Below are 17,339 nucleotides of genomic sequence, written 5' to 3'. Positions count from 1 at the left end.
CTATAAGGGACTCTTGGGGAAGGTACGAATTATTCGCGTGTGACTTTGAGCCGGCAGTCGTTAGCGTGCGGGGATGAACGCGATGAGAGTGCTGACGGTGAACGCGGGCCGCCCCGTGCCGGTGCCGTACACCGATTCCCCCGGCGGCGTGACCGGGATCGACAAGCACTCGGTCGAGGGTCCCGTGCAGGTCACCGACCCCGGTCCGGACGGCTCCGGCGGCAGCGGTCTGGCCGGGGACGCGGTCTGCGACCTGCGTTTTCACGGCGGCTCGAACCAGGCGGTGTACGCCTTCGCCCGCGAGGAACTGGACCGGTGGGAGCGGGCGCTGGGGCGCGCGCTGCCCAATGGCTGCTTCGGCGAGAACCTGACCACGGGCGGGGTGGACGTCAGGGGCGCGCTGATCGGAGAGCGCTGGCGGGTCGGTCCCGATCTGGTCCTGGAGATCACTTCGGGCCGCATCCCGTGCCGTACGTTCGCGGGCCACCTCGACGAGAAGCAGTGGGTCAAGCGGTACACGCGGGCCGCCGCCCCCGGCGCGTACCTGCGGGTGATCACGCCGGGTGCGATCCGGTCCGGTGACCCGGTGGAGATCGTGCACCGGCCGGACCACGACGTCACGGTGGAGCTCCAGTTCCGGGCCGTGACGACCCGGAAGGAGCTGCTGCCGCTCCTGCTCGCGGCCGGGGACGCGCTGCACCCCGAGCCGCTGCGGAGGGCGCGGGAGTACGTGGCGCGGCAGGAGTGAGCGGGGAGCGCCGGGCGGGTCGGCAGGGGGCTCGTGCGGGGCACTAACGTGCCGCGTATGACGACTGCACTGATTACGGGCGCGACCGCGGGCATCGGGGCCGCCTTCGCGCGGCGGCTCGCGGCCGAGGGGCACAACCTGGTCCTGGTGGCCCGCGACACCGAGCGGCTGCGGGAGCAGGCCACCGAGTTGCACGACCGGCACGGCATCGAGGCCGAGGTGCTGCCCGCGGACCTGTCCACGGACGACGGGATCGCCGCGGTCGAGGCGCGGCTGGGCGACCGCCTCCAGTCCGTCGATCTCCTGGTCAACAACGCCGGGTTCGGCAACAAGGGGCGTTATCTGGACGTCCCGATGGCCGATGAGCTGGCCATGCTGAAGGTGCACTGCGAGGCGGTGCTGCGGCTGACCTCCGCGGCCGCGGCCGGGATGAAGGAGCGCGGCAGGGGCGGCGTCGTGAACGTGGCCTCGGTGGCGGCGTTCGTGCCGCGCGGCACGTACGGGGCGTCCAAGGCGTGGGTCGTGCAGTTCACCCAGGGCGCGGCCAAGGACCTGGCGGGGTCGGGCGTGCGGCTGATGGCGCTCTGCCCCGGCTTCGTCCGTACGGAGTTCCACCAGCGGGCCGGCATGGGCACCGGCAACATCCCGGGCTGGATGTGGCTCGACGCCGACAAGCTGGTGTCCGCGGCCCTGGCGGATCTGGCGCGCGGCAAGTCGGTCTCGGTCCCCGACCCCCGGTACAAGGCGCTAATGGGGCTGGTCAAGGTGACGCCGCGCGGCCTGCTCGGAGGGGTCACCTCCAGGACAGGCCGCAAGTACGGACCTCAGTGAGCGGTCGGTTACCGCACGCCGCGGCCCGCGTAGGCGCCGATGTTGGGGGCGCCGGGCTTCAGCCCGTTGCCGAAGTAGTCCTGGCCGCCGTTGTTCTCGACGACGGCTCCGGCGGCGAGGGCGGGCGAGCCCGCGCCGAGCCGGAAGTCGGTCCTGAGCTTCGGGTCGGCGGTGATGCCGCCGGGGTCGGGGCGGGTCATGTCGATGCCGTGGAAGGCGTTGTGGTCGAAGGAGAGCCCGGGGGTCGGGTTCTTGAAGGCGTAGCCGCCGGTGCCCTCGCTGACGAAGACGTTGTTGCGGATGGACAGTTCGTGCTGGGTGGTGGCGGGGCTGCCCGCGTCGTCCTGGACGAGGTATCCGGGGATCTGGTCCTTGTTGCGGAAGGTGTTGTTGTAGATCTCGGTGCCGAGGATCGGGCCCCAGCAGTTCTGGATGAGGCGGGCCCCGTCGTCGCGGCTGACGTTGTACCGGGCGACCGTGCCGACGGTCTTCGCGCCGTCGTACGGGCAGATCAGCAGGAAGCCGCCCTTGTTGTCGTGGCTGTGGTTGTACTGGAAGACGGTGTTCCGCGAGGCGCCGTCGGCGTCGAAGGACATGCCGTCGTGGGTGTTGCCGCCGCCCGAGACCTCGTTGTGCTCGACGGTGGTGTCGTCGGTGTTGAAGGTCCAGATGCCCGCGTTGGCGGAGGGCGAGCGGAGCTGGAAGCCGTCGACCCGGTTGTGGTCGACCCGGGCGCCGCTGGTGGTGTCGAGCTTCATGCCGTCACCGGCCAGCGACTTCAGCGTGTTGTGGTGGATGCGGACTCCGGTGCTGGGGGTCCACTCGCCCGGGTAGACGTCCGGGTCCTGCTGCCCGCCGACCAGATCGCGCCTGGAGAAGGTCGACTTGAAGTAGATGCCCTCGCGGTCGACGTCCTCGATGCGGTTGTTCCCGATGTCCAGGCCGTCGTACCGACTGGCCTTCGCGGTGCCCTCGACCGCGAGGTGGATCGCGCTGGAGCCGGACAGGGTCTTGTAATCGCCGCCGCGCACGTCGTGGATGTACAGGCCGGAGATGTCGAGGCCGCGGGCCACCCCGTAGTCGGTGAGGAGGAGGCGAACGCCGTTGCGCTCGCTGCCGGGGTTGTCGGCGTTGGTGATCTCCAGGGCCCTGAGGTGCACGTACTGCGTGTTGGCGAGCAGGACGGTGTCATGGGCGCCCGCACCGTCGAGCCTGGCGCGGTCCGGCCCTCTGCCGTAGTCCGCGATGGTGAACGGTGCGCGTGGGGAGCCGCTGCCCGTGGGCGCGAGGGTGCCGGTGCAGGTGGCGCCGCGCTTGAAGAGCAGCCGGTCGCCGGGGCCGTAGGGGTGCGCGTTGGCCTCGGCGAGGGTGGTCCAGGGGTGCTGCCTGCTGCCGGTCGCGCCCTGGGGCGACGCGGCGCAGTCGACGTGGAAGGTGCGGCCGGCGGGTGCCGTCTGCGCGGCGCTCGGTCCTGCGAGGGTCAGACCGGCGGCGGCGGTCAGTGCCGCGAGCGCCGCGGCGGTGACGCGATGTCTCACAATTCCTCCGTACGAACAGTCAGGGACGGGGCGGGCCGCGAACGGCCCGATCGGCATCGCCGGGAATCCTGGACTCGGATTGATCGAACGTCAATGGATTACGTTTGAATGATCGAAACTCCCATCGTTCGATCACATTGGTCTAGGGTCGGACACCGGCTCCGGCACTGGCTCCGACTCCGGCCGGGCCACACACTGCGAGGGGACTGCCGCCGTGCGCGAGAGTGCTGCTGAACGTCATGACCGCCTGCTCGGGCTGGTACGGGACCGGGGCTCCGCCCGGGTGTCGGACCTGGCCTCGCAGCTGGGGGTCTCACCCGTCACGGTGCGCCGGGACGTCGAGGAACTGGCCGGCCGCGGCCTGCTCGACCGGGTCCACGGCTCGGTGTCCTGGCCGCGGGACGCCGGACCCGCGGCGGGGCCGGCCGGCACGGGCGGCGGCCTGGTCCTCGGGATGCTCGCGCCCTCCGCGACGTACTACTTCGCCGAGGTGATCCGCGGCGCCCACGAGGCCGCCGCGCGGGCGGGGGCCAGGCTGATCCTGCGGATCTCCGACTACCGGCCGCAGGAGGACCACGCCCGCACCCAGGGGCTGCTCTCCGCGGGCGCGGAAGGGCTGCTGGTCGCGCCGGGCTGGCAGCATCCGGGCGACCCCTCCGCGTTCGGCGACTGGATCAGCTCGCTGCCCGTGCCGACCGTGCTGCTGGAGCGCAGGCCCACCGCGGGCTCCCCGCTGGACGGCCTGGACCGGGTCTGCTCGGACCATGCGCACGGGGTGCTGCTGGCCGTGCGCCACCTGGTGCGCCTCGGGCACGGGGCGCCGCTGCTGATGGCCCGCGCGGACTCCCCGACCGCCCTCGCGGTGCGCTCCGGCTACGCGGAGGCACTGGCCGCGCTCGGGCTGCGCGTGCCCCAGGACGTGATCGAGTCCGTTCCCGCGGAGCAGGCCCCGGAGGCGTTCGAGGAGGCCGTGCAGGCGCTCCGCGAGGCCGTCGGCTCGGGGGTGGCGACGGCCGCGCTGATCCACAACGACGTGGACGCCATCCAGGTGGTGCAGCGCCTGGCCGAGCTGGGTGTGCGCGTGCCGCAGGACCTGGCGCTGATCGCGTACGACGACGAGGTGGCGGCGCTCGCGGACACCCCGCTCACCGCCGTGGCACCGCCCAAGCGCGAGGTGGGCCGCCACGCGACGGAACTCCTGGTGGAACGGCTCGGCCAGGAGGCCGGCGCACCCCGCCGGCACCTGACGCTGCTTCCGCAGCTCCGGGTCAGGGACTCCTGCGGAGCGCCGCTCCCCTAGGGGCTCCGCAGGTACTTGCGCAGGCGCTCCCGAGCGCGTCGGGAGGGCTGCCCCCGCATGCCTTCGTACCGGCTCCACGCACAACACGTTTGATCTTTTTTCGATCAATCGCTCTTTCGCTCTTGACTTCGGTCACGGCTGGTCCAAGGATCACGGCCAACGCCAATGTCGCCGCCTGTTCAGGAGCCTCGCTGTGAGCCGCAGTTCGAGCAGAACGTCCCTCGCCGTAGTCGGCGCCGCCACCGCCCTCGCCGTTCTCACGGCCTGCGGCGGCAGCGGTGACGACACGTCCGCCGCCGGAAGCGACGGCAAACCCGTCAGCATCACCTTCTGGGGCTGGACCAAGGGGTCCAAGGAAGTCGTTGACGCGTTCAACGCCTCGCACAAGAACATCAAGGTGGTGTACGAGGAGATCCCGTCCGGCAACGCCGGCGGCTACGCCAAGATCTCCAACGCCGTGAAGGCGGGCAACGCCCCCGACCTGGTCTCCATCGAGTACCCGCAGCTCCCGGAGTACGTCAGTCAGGGCGCGCTCCAGGACATCGGCCAGTACTTCACCGAGGACATCAGGAAGAAGCTGCTGCCCCAGGCGGTGGAGCTGACGACGCTCGGCGGCAAGAACTGGGCCGTCCCCTTCGACGCCTCGCCCCAGTCCTTCTACTACCGCAAGGACCTGTTCAAGAAGTACGGCGTCGAGGTCCCCAGGACCTGGGCCGACTTCCGCAAGGCCGCCGAGAAGGTCAAGAAGGCCGACAAGAAGGCCCGCATAGGCACGTTCTTCCCCGATGACCCGACCACGTTCCAGGCGATGGCCTGGCAGGCCGGCGCCCAGTGGTACAAGCCCGAGGGCGACACCTGGAAGGTCAACACGACCGACGCGGCCACCGACAAGGTCGCCGACTACTGGCAGGGTCTGCTCGACGACGACCTGATCCGCGCCAACGCCTCGTTCAGCCCCGAGTGGACCAACTCCCTCAAGAACGGCGGCACCATCGGCTACGTCGGCGCGGCCTGGGGCGCGGGCGTCCTCAAGGGGACCCTGCCCGAGCAGAGCGGCAAGTGGGCCGTCGCCCCGATGCCCAGCTGGGACGGGAAGCCGGCCAGCGGGATGCTCGGCGGCTCCACCTTCGCGGTGACGAAGACCAGCAAGAAGGCCGGGGCGGCGGTCGAGTTCGCCACCTGGATGTCGACCACGGAGGACGGCATCAAGGCCCGGATCGAGTCCGGCACGTCGAGCGCGTTCCCGGCCGCCGCGTCCCTGCGCCCGGTCGCGAAGAAGGCGTTCGACGCCGGCTTCTACGGCGGCGAGGACATCTACCAGGTGTTCGACGAGGCCGCGACGTCCATCGGCCCGGACTGGAGCTGGGGCCCGACGACCGGCACCACGAACACCACGATGAAGGACGAGTTCGGCAAGGTCGCCAGCGGCGGCACCACCGTCAAGGACGCGGTGAAGGCCGGACACGACGCCACGGTCGCCGAGCTGAAGAAGCGCGGTCTGAAGGTCGAGGACGCAGGCTGATGCGGCACGCCCGGACAACCAGAGCCGCCGCCATCCTGCTGGGGCCCTTCTTCGTACTGTTCACCTTGGCCATGGTGCTGCCGATCGGATACGCGGTCTGGCTCAGCCTGTTCACCGAGAAGCAGTCCGGCCTGGGCTTCGGCGGCACCGAGACCGTCTTCAGCGGGCTCGACAACTACACGGCGGCCCTGGGTGACCGGGCGTTCCGCGAGGGCTTCGGCGTACTCCTCGGATACTGCCTGTTCTACATTCCGCTGCTGCTCGTCGGAGCCCTCGCCCTCGCCCTGCTGCTGGACTCCACACTGGCCCGCGCCCGCCGGTTCTTCCAGCTCGCGCTGTTCCTGCCGCACGCCGTGCCCGGCATCATCGCCGCGCTGATCTGGGTGTACCTCTACACACCCCAGCTCAGCCCGGTGGTCAGCGCCATGGAGTCCGGCGGGATCGGCTTCGACTTCTTCTCGCCCGACGGGGCACTCCCCTCCATCGTCAACATCGCGCTGTGGGAGTGGCTCGGCTACAACATGGTGATCTTCTACGCCGCGTTGCAGGCCATCGACCGCTCCGTGCTCGAAGCGGCCACGGTCGACGGCGCGGGCGCCTGGCGCGTCGCGATCGCCATCAAGGTCCCGCTGATCCGCGCCTCGGTCGTGATGGTCGCGCTGTTCACCGTCATCGGCTCGCTCCAGCTCTTCACCGAACCACTGATCCTCAACAAGGGGACGGGCTCCGCCGTCTCCTCCACCTGGACGCCGAACATGTACGCGTACACCGCGGCCTTCGAACGCAACGACTACGGCCTCGCCGCGGCCGCCTCCATCCTGCTGGCGCTCACCGCCGCGCTGCTGTCCTTCGTCGTCACCCGCTTCACCGGCCGGAAGGGCAAGAAAGCATGAGTTCCCCCGCCTCCCGCGGCCGCTGGATGTCGAAGACCGCGGTCAACGGTTTCCTGCTGCTCGCCGTCGTCTACATGCTCTTCCCGCTCGTCTGGCTGGTCACCGCCGCCACCAAGGACACCGGTGGGCTGCTCGCCGGCAACGCGTTCTCCTTCGACGGGTTCAACCTCGGCGAGAACCTGTCGAACCTGGCTTCCTACGGCGACGGCATCTACTTCCGCTGGTACCTCAACAGCCTCGGCTACGCGGGCGGTGGCGCGCTCGTCTGCTCGCTGATCTGCGTCGCCGCGGGGTACGCCTTCGACAAGTACACGTTCCGCGGCAAGGACCAGCTGTTCGGCCTGGTGCTGATGGGCGTGCTGGTCCCCACCACCGCGCTGGCGCTGCCGATGTACCTGCTGGCGTCCAAGGTCGGTCTGGTGAACACCTACTGGTCGGTGCTGATCCCGGTGCTGGTCAACCCGTTCGGCGTGTATCTCGCCCGGGTGTTCTGCTCGGGGTACATACCCAACGAGGCCCTGGAGGCGGCCCGTATCGACGGGGCGGGCGAGCTGCGCACCTTCTGGTCCGTCGGTCTGCCCATGGTCATGCCGGGCTTCGTGACCGTCTTCCTCTTCCAGTTCACCGCGATCTGGAACAACTTCTTCCTCCCCCTCGTGATGCTCTCGGACCGCAAGCTGTTCCCGCTCAGCCTCGGGCTGTACTCGTGGAACACCAACACCCACGGCGAGCCGAGCTTCTACCCCCTCGTCGTCACCGGGTCCCTCCTCGCCGTCATCCCCCTGATCGTCGCCTTCGTCTCCCTGCAGCGGCACTGGAAGGCGGGACTGACCGCCGGAAGCGTCAAGTGACCGTCCACGCGAGCCCCGAGGAGTACGAGTTCCACCATGCCGCACGCCACTGACAACCGGCCCAGGGCCCTGCTCGCGATGGGCCCCGGCATCGCCGGGCGCCTCCTCGCCGAACGCCACCACACCCGGCTGGCCGCCCTCACCCGTACGGACACCCGTCTCGTCGCCCACGACCTGGCCGAGCCGACGCCCGAGGTGGCCGCCGCGCTCGCCGAGGCCGAGGTGCTGTTCACCTGCTGGGGCGCGACGCCGCTCACCGCACCGGTGCTGGCCGCCGCGCCGCGGCTGCGCGCGGTGGTGCACGCGGCGGGTTCGGTCAAGCACCACATCACCGACGCCTGCTGGGAACGCGGCATCGCCGTCACCTCCGCGGCCGGGGCCAACGCCCTGCCGGTCGCCGAGTTCACCCTCGCGGCGATCCTCTTCGCGGGCAAGCGCGTCCTGCACTCCGCGGACCGCTACCGCGCCCTGCGCGCCGACCACGACTGGCTCGCGGAGCTGGACGGCTCCGGCAACTACCGCCGTACGGTCGGCATCGTCGGGGCCTCCCGCATCGGGCGCCGGGTGATCGAGCTGCTGCGCCCCTTCGACCTGGACGTCCTGCTGTACGACCCGTACGTCGGAGCGGAACGGGCCTCGGCGCTCGGTGCCCGTCTCAGCACGCTCGACGAGCTGTGCGCGAGCAGTTCCGTGGTCTCGGTGCACGCCCCGCAGCTTCCGGAGACACACCATCTCATCGGTGCCGCCCAGCTGGCGGCGATGCCGGCGGGCGCGACGCTGATCAACACCGCGCGGGGCTCGCTGGTCGACGAGGACGCGCTGCTTCCCGAGCTGACGAGCGGCCGGCTGCACGCGGTGCTGGATGTGACGCACCCCGATCCGCCTCGTGCGTCCTCGCCGTTCTACGACCTGCCGAACGTGCTGCTGACTCCGCATGTCGCGGGCTCGCTCGGCAATGAGCTGCACCGGATGGCGGACCAGGCGCTGGACGAGCTGGAACGGTTCGCGGCCGGCCGCCCGTTCGCGGACCCGGTCCACGGGGACGCGCTGTCCCGCTCGGCGTAACCCGGGCGCCGGGGACCTCCGTTCAAGCGCCGCAGGGGCTCGAACGGCAAGGCCGGCCACGCGAAAGGCCCGGTACCCCTCTCGGGGTACCGGGCCTCACCGCTTGCGCGGAGAGCTACCCGCTAGTGCGAGTGGCCGTGGCCGTGACCGGCCTCGGCCTCTTCCTCGGCCGGCTTCTCGACGACCAGGGTCTCGGTCGTGAGCAGCAGCGACGCGATGGACGCGGCGTTCTCCAGCGCGGAGCGGGTGACCTTGACCGGGTCGATGACGCCGGCCTTCACCAGGTCGCCGTACTCGCCGGTCGCGGCGTTGAAGCCCTGACCCTTGTCGAGCTCGGAGACCTTCGAGGTGATGACGTAGCCCTCGAGGCCCGCGTTCTCCGCGATCCAGCGGAGCGGCTCGACGGCGGCGCGGCGCACGACCGCGACACCGGTGGCCTCGTCGCCGGTCTTGCCGAGGTTGCCCTCAAGGACCTTGACGGCGTGGACCAGAGCGGAGCCACCACCGGAGACGATGCCCTCCTCGACCGCGGCGCGGGTCGCGGAGATGGCGTCCTCCAGACGGTGCTTCTTCTCCTTGAGCTCCACCTCGGTGGCCGCACCGACGCGGATCACGCAGACACCGCCGGCCAGCTTCGCCAGGCGCTCCTGGAGCTTCTCGCGGTCCCAGTCGGAGTCCGTGGCCTCGATCTCGGCCTTGATCTGGTTGACCCGGCCCTTGACCTCGTCGGACTTGCCGCCGCCGTCGACGATGGTGGTGTCGTCCTTGGAGACGGTGACGCGACGGGCGGTGCCCAGCACGTCGAGACCGGCGCCGTCGAGCTTGAGGCCGACCTCCTCGGCGATGACGGTCGCACCGGTGAGGGTGGCGATGTCGCCGAGCATGGCCTTGCGGCGGTCACCGAAGCCCGGGGCCTTCACCGCGACGGCGTTGAAGGTGCCACGGATCTTGTTGACGACCAGGGTCGACAGGGCCTCGCCCTCGACGTCCTCGGCGATGATCAGCAGCGGCTTGGAGGCACCGGCCTGGATGACCTTCTCCAGGAGCGGCAGCAGCTCCTGGATGGAGCCGATCTTGCCCTGGTGGATCAGGATGTACGGGTCGTCGAGGACGGCCTCCATACGCTCCTGGTCGGTCACCATGTACGGGGACAGGTAGCCCTTGTCGAAGGCCATGCCCTCGGTGAACTCAAGGTCCAGACCGAAGGTGTTGGACTCCTCGACGGTGATGACACCGTCCTTGCCGACCTTGTCCATCGCGTCCGCGATGAGGTCGCCGACCTGGCTGTCCTGCGCGGAGAGCGCGGCCACGGCGGCGATGTCGGACTTGTCGTCGATCGGACGGGCGGTCGCGAGGAGCTCCTCGGACACGGCCTTGACCGCGGCGTCGATGCCCTTCTTCAGGGCGGCCGGGGACGCACCCGCGGCCACGTTGCGCAGGCCCTCGCGGACGAGCGCCTGAGCGAGCACGGTGGCGGTGGTCGTACCGTCACCCGCCACGTCGTTGGTCTTGGTCGCCACCTCCTTCACCAGCTGGGCACCGAGGTTCTCGTACGGGTCGTCCAGCTCGACCTCGCGCGCGATGGTGACACCGTCGTTGGTGATGGTGGGCGCACCGAACTTCTTGTCGATGACGACGTTGCGGCCCTTGGGGCCGATCGTCACCTTCACCGTGTCGGCAAGCTTGTTGACGCCGCGCTCGAGGGCGCGACGGGCGTCCTCGTCGAACTTCAGGATCTTCGCCATGGAGCTGAACTGTCCTCTCAAAACAAGAACTGCGCCCCTCGCCGCCCGGCTAGTTATTTCGCAGGGGGCCAGGGGCGCAGAACAGAAGCAAACGTGGGTGAATTACTTCTCGATGATCGCGAGCACGTCGCGAGCCGAGAGAACGAGGTACTCCTCGCCGTTGTACTTCACCTCGGTGCCGCCGTACTTGCTGTACAGCACGACATCGCCGGTCTTGACGTCGAGCGGAAGGCGCTCGCCGTTCTCGAAGCGGCCCGGTCCAACGGCCAGGACGACGCCCTCCTGGGGCTTCTCCTTGGCAGTGTCCGGAATAACCAGGCCGGAGGCCGTGGTCTGCTCGGCGTCGAGCGGCTGGACCACAATGCGGTCCTCGAGCGGCTTGATCGCAACCTTGGAGCTGGTCGACACGATCCGGTCTCCCCCTTCGGAGATCTCACGGGGTTAACAGTCTTTGGTGGGCGACCAGGTGGGCCCGTCGTCGCGGGTGCCGGACCTGCCGGTCGCACAGTACTGCTGGCACTCTCCAGTGGGGAGTGCCAGCACTGAGACTATGACCGCGATTAGCACTCGGTCAAGCGGAGTGCCAATTCACGCCCCTCGTGGCGTCCGTGCCGTTCGACGTCGAGGCCCGGACCCGGCTCGAACCGGCCCTGCCACAGGGAGAACGCCCGGCCCCTCCCGACCGTTCCGGACCCCTGCGGCCGGCCGCAGGCGACGACGACCACCGAACCCGGCGCCCCGTGGTCACCGTGCACCGCCGCCGGCCGCGCCGCCGCCGGACCCGGCGGCCGGTTCACCCGCTGCGCGGCCTTGCGGCCCAGCCGTTCGATCGGGTCCACCGACTGCGCGCAGCCGGTGGTGGCGGTCAGGAGCGCACCGGCGGCCAGCAGTCCGGCCAGCAGCCGGTGCGCCCTTCTCATACGTAGTCCTCCAGCCGGGCCACGGCGTATCCCTTGTCCGTGATGACCTTCATGACGGCCCGGACCAGGTCGGGCATGGAGCCCTTCCAGTCCTTCTTGCCGCGGAAGTGCGTGAGGATGATGTCTCCGGGGTGCAGGTCCTGGTCCTCCTCCCGCCACTCCATGTGGTCGGGGAAGGCCTCCTCCGACCACAGGGGCACGGCGGTGATGCCGCAGGACTTGGCGATCCGGAGGGTGTCGCCGTTGTAGTTGCCGTAGGGCGGCCGGAAGAGCCGGGGGCGCTCGCCGTACTGCTTCTCGATGATGTCCTGCTGGTCGCAGATCTCCTGCTTCTGCTCGCCGTAGGAGAGACCGGGCAGATAGCGGTGGTTGAGCGTGTGGTTGTTGAGGGTGACACCGCGGGACTGCGCGTCCTTGAAGTACCCGTAGTCGTCGCTCACCAGGTAGTCGCTGAGGAACGCGCTGTACGGGATGTTCAGGTCCGACATCATCTTCAGCAGTTCGGGGTCCTTGTCGTCCCCGTCGTCCATCGTCAGGAAGACGATCTTCTTGTCGGTCGGGACCGTGGTGAAGACCGGCGGCAGCGAGTCGTCACCGCCCTCGACCTCGAAGCCCTTGCGGGTGGTGATGTGCGGCTTCACGGCGGGCGGGACGGGGGCGGCCAGCGGCGTGCTCGCCAGGCCCCACTTCTTGGCGGCGACCGCGCGGGCGGCCTGGGCGAGGCGCGCCTTCTCGGCCTGTGCGGCGCGGGTGCCCGCCGCCCCCGCGTTCCCGGCCGGGCCGCCCGGCTGCCCGGCGAGGGCCCCGGCTCCCGGCCCGGCCCCGGTCGTGGTGCGGCTGTCGGTCCCGGCCGCGCAGCCGGAGCCGACCGCGGCGACCAGGAGCGCGGCCAGGACCGCGTAACCGGGCCGGCGCCGCAGGTATCCCCGCCCGCGTCCCGTCCCGCTCCGCACCGGCCCGCCCGGCACCGGTTCCGCCTGCGTCCGCGCCTGCTCCGCCCCCGCCTGCTCCGCCTGTCCCGGTTTGCGGCTCTTCATGGTGGATTCTTCCTTTTGTCGTACAAGCTGCATGGCGCCGCATACTGCCAGCACGTGATCGGGCTCCCGGGCCGACACCGCCACCGGGCCCGCACGGTCCCCCGGCTGGCTCACAATGGGGCAGGTGAACGCTCTCGCCCCGACCGGCCCGCCCGACGCCCCCGACCCCCTCGCCGGCTTCCTGGCTCTGCGCACCCCGGAGGGCGCCGGGCTGCTGGCCGAGCTGCGGTCGTACGACCCCGCCACGGAACTCGCCACCGCCACCCGGCTGCGCCGCACCCACCCGGCCGGCCTCGTCTCCGCGGCGCTCGGGCAGGCCCGGCTGCGGCAGCGGGCGGTGGCCAAGTTCGGCGCGCGGGACGCGCACCGGATGTTCTTCACGCCGAACGGGGTGGAGCAGGCGACCCGCACCTCGGTGGCGGCCCACCGCGCCGGACGGTTCGCGGGCACCGGGGTGCGCAGCGTCGCCGACCTGTGCTGCGGCATCGGCGGGGACGCCATCGCGCTGGCCCGCGCCGGGATCTCCGTCCTCGCCGTGGACCGCGACCCGCTGACCGCCGAGGTGGCCAGGGCCAACGCCGCCGCGCTCGGCCTGGACGCGCTGATCGAGGTGCGGTGCGCCGATGTCACGGAGATCGACACCTCGCCCTACGACGCGGTGTTCGTCGACCCGGCCCGCCGGGGCGGCCGCGGCCGGATCTTCGACCCGGAGGCCTACTCCCCGCCCCTCTCCTGGGCGACCGCCGCCGCGCTGAAGGCCCCCAGGGCGGCGCTGAAGATCGCCCCGGGAGTCCCGCACGAGGCGATCGGCCCGCAGGCGGAGGCCGAGTGGATCTCGGACGGCGGCGACGTGAAGGAGGCGGTGCTCTGGTTCGGCGAGGGCTTCGAGGCCGGCTCGTACCGCGCCACGCTGCTCCCGTCCGGCGCCACCCTGGCGGCCCCGGCCGTGCTGCCCGCCCCGCCGGTCGGACCGGTCGGCCGCTATCTGTACGAGCCGGACGGCGCGGTGATCCGGGCCCATCTGGTCGCCGACATCGTGAGCCGGTGCGGCGGCCGGCTGATCGACGAGATGATCGCGTACGTCACGAGCGACGAGCTGTACGACTCCCCGTACACCGCCGGGTACGAGATCACCGATCAGCTCCCGTTCAACATGAAGCGGCTGAAGGCGCTGCTGCGGGAGCGGAAGGTCGGCGTCCTGACGGTCAAGAAGCGCGGCTCACCGGTCGAACCGGAGGAGCTGCGACGGAAGATGAAGCTCCAGGGCCCGAACCGGGCCACCGTCTTCCTGACCCGCGTCGCGGACGCGCCGACGATGCTGATCGGCCACCCCGTGACCGGCCCGGAGGCCGGCCGGGGCTGAGGACGGGAGCCGAAGTCCGGAGCCGAAGAACGAGGTTGAGGACGGGAGCCGAAGACCGGGGCCGAAGACCGGGGCTGAGGACGGGAGCCGAAGGCCGGGGCCGGGGTCTACGCGAGGTCGGTCAGGTCGTCGGCGTACACCTGGGAGAGCGGCTGCGGGCCCACGTACTGCTGGCAGTTGCACTGCCCCGACTCGAAGCGGACCGGCTTCTTCTGCTCGTCCCAGGCGGTCGGCACCTCGACCCGCTCATGGCACTTGCCCTGCTTGTCGTGCTTGGCGAGGTGGTGCGTGCAGCCGCAGACCGGCTCCGGCGGTTTGTGCGCCGCCTCGACGGCAAGCCGTTCCTGCCGGTCGGCCTCCAGCAGCTCCAGCTTGCGCGTGTGCCGATTGCGCAGCGCGGTACGGCCGTTGTCGACCAGCCAGCCGAATCCGCCCGTCCAGAAGATGATGAGCAACCACCAGTACCACTCCATGAGCAGTCCTCCCCCTGAGTCCTTCGTGTACGCGCCAAGGATAGGGCCGGAGTCAGCGGCGCACCCCGCCGCCGGAGGAGATCAGCGGCGTGGGCGCGGGCGTCCCGATCAGTACCCGGAGCACCCAACGCCGGTGCAGGAAGGCCTTGGTGGCACCGATGAGCCCGATGAGCCAGCCGATGAACCCGAGGCCCATGACGAGGGCCACCAGGCCGTAGGTGTCGTCGCCCCGGACCGCGCCGGCCGGAACCGCGACGCAGGCGTACAGCCCGAACGCGCACAGGAGGAAGGAGCCCAGCAGCCAGACCAGGCTCGTGCCGGGCAGCCTGAGCACCCGGTCGCCCACCGTGTCTCGGTCCAACTCGCCCCACTGCGTGAGCAGTCGGCGGACCCTGCGGTCGCGGCGCAGCCCGACGGCGACGAGGACGACGGCCGGCACCAGGCAGCACACGCCCAGGACGAGGAAGACCACGCCGAAGAACGCGCTGAAGATGTCGTACGACTCCTCGAAGGTGATGAGCGCCGTGCCGACCAGCGACCACCCGAGCGCCCCGAGCCCGCCCCAGAGCCACAGCATTCCGAGCCGGGCCGGCCCCAGGTGCGCCTTCACCAACTCGCCCAGGATCAGGGCCCGGTCGGCGAGCAGTGCTCCCCGGTCGGGCCAGGTGCGTATCTCCACGGGCGGCGGTGGCGGGGGCAGCGCTGAACGGCGGGACATGCGCGCGACCCTACCGAGTGGGCGGGCACGGCCCTGCGCCACCGTTCGCCGGGGCGGGAGCTCAGACGTTGCGCAGGGCCTCGACGTCGAGCCGCTTCATGCCGAGCATCGCCTTCATGGCGCGGGCCGCCTTGTCCGGGTCCGGGTCGGTCAGGGCCTCGCCGAGGCCGGGCGGGATGATCTGCCAGGAGACGCCGAATTTGTCCTTGAGCCAGCCGCACTGGCTCTCCTGTCCGCCGTCCGCGGTGAGCTTGTCCCAGAGCGCGTCCGCCTCCTCCTGCGACTCGCAGTCCACGGAGAGCGAGACGGCCTCGTTGAACGGGAACTCGGGGCCGCCGTTGAAGGCGATGTACTCGGTGCCCGCCAGCCGGAACCGTACGGTCATCACGGCGCCCGCCTCGCCGGGTGACGACGGGCCCCAGCGGGTCACGTCCACGACGTGGGAGTCGCCGCCGATGACCGAGATGTAGTGGTCCGCGGCCTCCTCGGCCTGGTTGTGGTCGAACCACAGGAACGTGGTGATCTTCTGCATGGTCGTTCTCCTCACGCGGTGGTGCGGACGGTCGTGCAGGGTAGACCGGTCGCGGGCCGGGAACTCATCGGCCGGCCCGGTCGAGCAGCGTCGCCCGGTCCAGGAGCATCGCCCGTTCCCGCTCGTTGCGGGTCAGCTCCGCCGCGCGTACGAACTCGGCGCGCGCCTCGTCCGTACGCCCCATCCTGACCAGGAGATCCCCGCGGACGCTCGGCAGCAAGTGGTACGCCTTGAGGGCGGGGTCCTCGGCCAGCGCGTCGACCAGGACCAGACCGGCCGCCGGGCCCTCGGCCATGGAGACGGCGACGGCGCGGTTGAGCTCGACGACCGGGGACGGGGTCAGGGCGGCGAGGCGGTCGTAGAGCGCCGCGATGGCGGCCCAGTCGGTGTCCTCGTACCGTGCCGCCCGTGCGTGGCAGGCGACGATCGCGGCCTGGAGCGCGTACGGGCCCAGGGCCTGCCCCGCCGCCCCCGCCGTCTCGCTCGACCGGAGCAGGGCGGCGAAGCCGCGGCGGATCAGCAGCCGGTCCCAGCGGGCCCGGTTCTGGTCGGCGAGCAGCACCGGCGCGCCGTCGGGTCCGGTCCTGGCGGCGGTGCGCGAGGCCTGGAGCTCCAGCAGCGCGGCCAGTCCGTGCGCCTCCGGCTCCCGCGGCATCAGGCCGGTCAGCACCCGGGCCAGCCGCAGGGCGTCCTCGCAGAGCGCCGGGCGCAGCCAGTCGTCCCCGGTGGTCGCGGCGTAGCCCTCGTTGAAGACGAGGTAGATGACTTCGAGCACGGACCGGAGCCGGGCGGCGCGCTCGGGTCCGTACGGCACCTCGAAGGGGACGCCGGCCCGGCCGAGCGTCCGCTTGGCCCGGACGATCCGCTGGGCGACGGTGGGCTCCGAGGTGAGGAAGGCGCGGGCGATCTCCTCGGTGGTGAGGCCGCCCAGCAGCCGCAGGGTGAGGGCGATCCGTGCCTCGGTGGAGAGCACCGGATGGCAGGAGGTGAAGATCAGCCGCAGCAGGTCGTCGTCGATGTCGTCCGGATCGGCCGGGCCGGGCTCCGGGCCCCGGGCCGCCCCGTCGAGGTCGCGGCCCATCTCGGCCAGCTTGCGGGCGTACGTCTCGCGGCGGCGCACGAGGTCGATGGCGCGGTGCTTGGCGGTGGCCATGAGCCAGGCTCCCGGGTTGTCCGGGACACCCGACTCCGGCCACTGTTCCAGCGCGGCGACCAGCGCGTCCTGCGCGAGTTCCTCGGCGATGCCCACGTCCCGGACGATCCGGGCGACACCGGCGATGATCCGCGCGGACTCGATCCTGAAAACCGCCTCAACCGCGCTCGCTGCCGTCACGGCCACCCATCAGAGCAGCCGCTCAGGGCCCCGGCAAGCGCGCCGGGCCGGTTCCCCGGGTACGGCTTCGGCTGCTGCTCAGCCTTCGTCGATGGCGCGGACCTCGGAGGTGACGCTCCAGGACTCCGGGTGGACCTGGAGGAAGCGCCTGGTCCACTCCAGCGCCTCCTCCTTGTCCTTGCACTGGAGGATGGCGTACCCGCCGACGACCTCCTTGGTCTCCGTGAAGGGGCCGTCGGTGCAGCTGATCCTGCCCCCGGACCAGTGGACGCGGGTGGCCTGGGAGGTCGGGGCGAGACCGGCCGTCTCCAGCATCACCCCGGCGTTGCTGATCTCCTCGAACAGGGCGCCCATCCGCTTCTCCAGGTCGGGATCGGGCTCGAAGTCGGCGGCGGCCCGCTCGTCGATGCGGATGAGTGACATGAAGCGCGGCATGGTGACTCCTCGGGTCGGGAGGGCGGGGGCTCTCC

Annotated in this window: 18 protein-coding genes; 8 read left to right on the top strand and 10 right to left on the bottom strand. The window is 71.0% G+C overall.

Annotated elements, in window-relative coordinates:
* Positions 1–82 precede the first annotated feature (82 nt).
* A complete protein-coding gene (locus ACIO3R_RS25525) occupies positions 83–748 on the top strand; it encodes an MOSC domain-containing protein (protein ID WP_402109265.1) in 666 nt (221 codons plus the stop codon).
* Between the two features lie 57 nt (positions 749–805).
* Positions 806–1,579 carry an SDR family NAD(P)-dependent oxidoreductase gene (locus ACIO3R_RS25520; RefSeq protein WP_385028591.1) on the top strand — a complete coding sequence of 258 codons (774 nt, stop codon included), beginning with the start codon at positions 806–808 and terminating at the stop codon, positions 1,577–1,579.
* 8 nt (positions 1,580–1,587) lie between these two features.
* Here ACIO3R_RS25520 and ACIO3R_RS25515 read toward each other — a convergent pair whose 3' ends face one another.
* Complete coding sequence (locus tag ACIO3R_RS25515; protein ID WP_402108972.1) at positions 1,588–3,117, bottom strand: right-handed parallel beta-helix repeat-containing protein; 1,530 nt, start codon at positions 3,115–3,117, stop codon at positions 1,588–1,590.
* A 214-nt stretch (positions 3,118–3,331) separates the two neighbouring features.
* On the opposite strand from ACIO3R_RS25515, the gene ACIO3R_RS25510 reads away from it, so the two are divergent.
* The 5 genes from ACIO3R_RS25510 (at position 3,332) to ACIO3R_RS25490 (ending at position 8,748) form a co-directional block, all read left to right on the top strand.
* Positions 3,332–4,417: a substrate-binding domain-containing protein gene (locus tag ACIO3R_RS25510; RefSeq protein WP_402108970.1), complete on the top strand. Its 1,086-nt coding sequence runs from the start codon at positions 3,332–3,334 to the stop codon at positions 4,415–4,417.
* A 193-nt stretch (positions 4,418–4,610) separates the two neighbouring features.
* Positions 4,611–5,939: an ABC transporter substrate-binding protein gene (locus ACIO3R_RS25505; protein ID WP_402108967.1), complete on the top strand. Its 1,329-nt coding sequence runs from the start codon at positions 4,611–4,613 to the stop codon at positions 5,937–5,939.
* Complete coding sequence (locus ACIO3R_RS25500; RefSeq protein ID WP_362967439.1) at positions 5,939–6,832, top strand: sugar ABC transporter permease; 894 nt, start codon at positions 5,939–5,941, stop codon at positions 6,830–6,832. Before ACIO3R_RS25505 ends, ACIO3R_RS25500 begins: the two co-directional genes overlap by 1 nt.
* Positions 6,829–7,683: a carbohydrate ABC transporter permease gene (locus ACIO3R_RS25495; RefSeq protein WP_123461113.1), complete on the top strand. Its 855-nt coding sequence runs from the start codon at positions 6,829–6,831 to the stop codon at positions 7,681–7,683. The genes ACIO3R_RS25500 and ACIO3R_RS25495 overlap by 4 nt, the downstream gene beginning before the upstream one ends.
* Positions 7,684–7,719: 36 nt before the next feature.
* Positions 7,720–8,748 (top strand): hydroxyacid dehydrogenase, encoded by a 1,029-nt coding sequence (locus tag ACIO3R_RS25490; protein ID WP_402108965.1) that lies wholly within the window; start codon positions 7,720–7,722, stop codon positions 8,746–8,748.
* A 122-nt stretch (positions 8,749–8,870) separates the two neighbouring features.
* Here the strand turns inward: ACIO3R_RS25490 and groL are convergent, their stop codons facing one another.
* The 4 genes from groL to ACIO3R_RS25470 form a co-directional block, all read right to left on the bottom strand.
* Positions 8,871–10,493 carry a chaperonin GroEL gene (gene groL, locus ACIO3R_RS25485; protein WP_385028610.1) on the bottom strand — a complete coding sequence of 541 codons (1,623 nt, stop codon included), beginning with the start codon at positions 10,491–10,493 and terminating at the stop codon, positions 8,871–8,873.
* A gap of 102 nt (positions 10,494–10,595) precedes the next feature.
* Positions 10,596–10,904: a co-chaperone GroES gene (gene groES / locus ACIO3R_RS25480; RefSeq protein WP_328904430.1), complete on the bottom strand. Its 309-nt coding sequence runs from the start codon at positions 10,902–10,904 to the stop codon at positions 10,596–10,598.
* A 149-nt stretch (positions 10,905–11,053) separates the two neighbouring features.
* Positions 11,054–11,413 carry a hypothetical protein gene (locus ACIO3R_RS25475; RefSeq protein ID WP_402108963.1) on the bottom strand — a complete coding sequence of 120 codons (360 nt, stop codon included), beginning with the start codon at positions 11,411–11,413 and terminating at the stop codon, positions 11,054–11,056.
* Positions 11,410–12,450 (bottom strand): polysaccharide deacetylase family protein, encoded by a 1,041-nt coding sequence (locus ACIO3R_RS25470; protein WP_402108961.1) that lies wholly within the window; start codon positions 12,448–12,450, stop codon positions 11,410–11,412. Before ACIO3R_RS25470 ends, ACIO3R_RS25475 begins: the two co-directional genes overlap by 4 nt.
* Positions 12,451–12,565: 115 nt before the next feature.
* Here ACIO3R_RS25470 and ACIO3R_RS25465 point away from each other — a divergent pair, with 115 nt between their 5' ends.
* The gene (locus ACIO3R_RS25465; protein WP_402108958.1) at positions 12,566–13,813 is read left to right on the top strand and encodes a methyltransferase domain-containing protein; all 1,248 of its coding nucleotides are present in this window, start codon (positions 12,566–12,568) and stop codon (positions 13,811–13,813) included.
* 107 nt (positions 13,814–13,920) lie between these two features.
* Here the strand turns inward: ACIO3R_RS25465 and ACIO3R_RS25460 are convergent, their stop codons facing one another.
* From ACIO3R_RS25460 to ACIO3R_RS25440, 5 genes are all read right to left on the bottom strand, one after another.
* Positions 13,921–14,286: a hypothetical protein gene (locus tag ACIO3R_RS25460; protein ID WP_385028622.1), complete on the bottom strand. Its 366-nt coding sequence runs from the start codon at positions 14,284–14,286 to the stop codon at positions 13,921–13,923.
* Positions 14,287–14,338: 52 nt separating this feature from the next.
* Complete coding sequence (locus ACIO3R_RS25455) at positions 14,339–15,004, bottom strand: hypothetical protein (RefSeq protein WP_402108955.1); 666 nt, start codon at positions 15,002–15,004, stop codon at positions 14,339–14,341.
* Positions 15,005–15,065: 61 nt separating this feature from the next.
* Complete coding sequence (locus ACIO3R_RS25450) at positions 15,066–15,536, bottom strand: VOC family protein (RefSeq protein WP_385028628.1); 471 nt, start codon at positions 15,534–15,536, stop codon at positions 15,066–15,068.
* 64 nt (positions 15,537–15,600) lie between these two features.
* Complete coding sequence (locus ACIO3R_RS25445; protein WP_402108952.1) at positions 15,601–16,869, bottom strand: RNA polymerase sigma factor; 1,269 nt, start codon at positions 16,867–16,869, stop codon at positions 15,601–15,603.
* A gap of 78 nt (positions 16,870–16,947) precedes the next feature.
* The gene (locus tag ACIO3R_RS25440; RefSeq protein ID WP_385028631.1) at positions 16,948–17,304 is read right to left on the bottom strand and encodes a YciI family protein; all 357 of its coding nucleotides are present in this window, start codon (positions 17,302–17,304) and stop codon (positions 16,948–16,950) included.
* Positions 17,305–17,339 lie beyond the last annotated feature (35 nt).

Source organism: Streptomyces sp. NPDC087428, from assembly GCF_044744085.1.
Classification (GTDB): Bacteria; Actinomycetota; Actinomycetes; order Streptomycetales; family Streptomycetaceae; genus Streptomyces.
The sequence above is the reverse complement of the archived record's forward strand: the minus strand, read 5'-3'. Positions and strand labels throughout refer to the sequence as shown.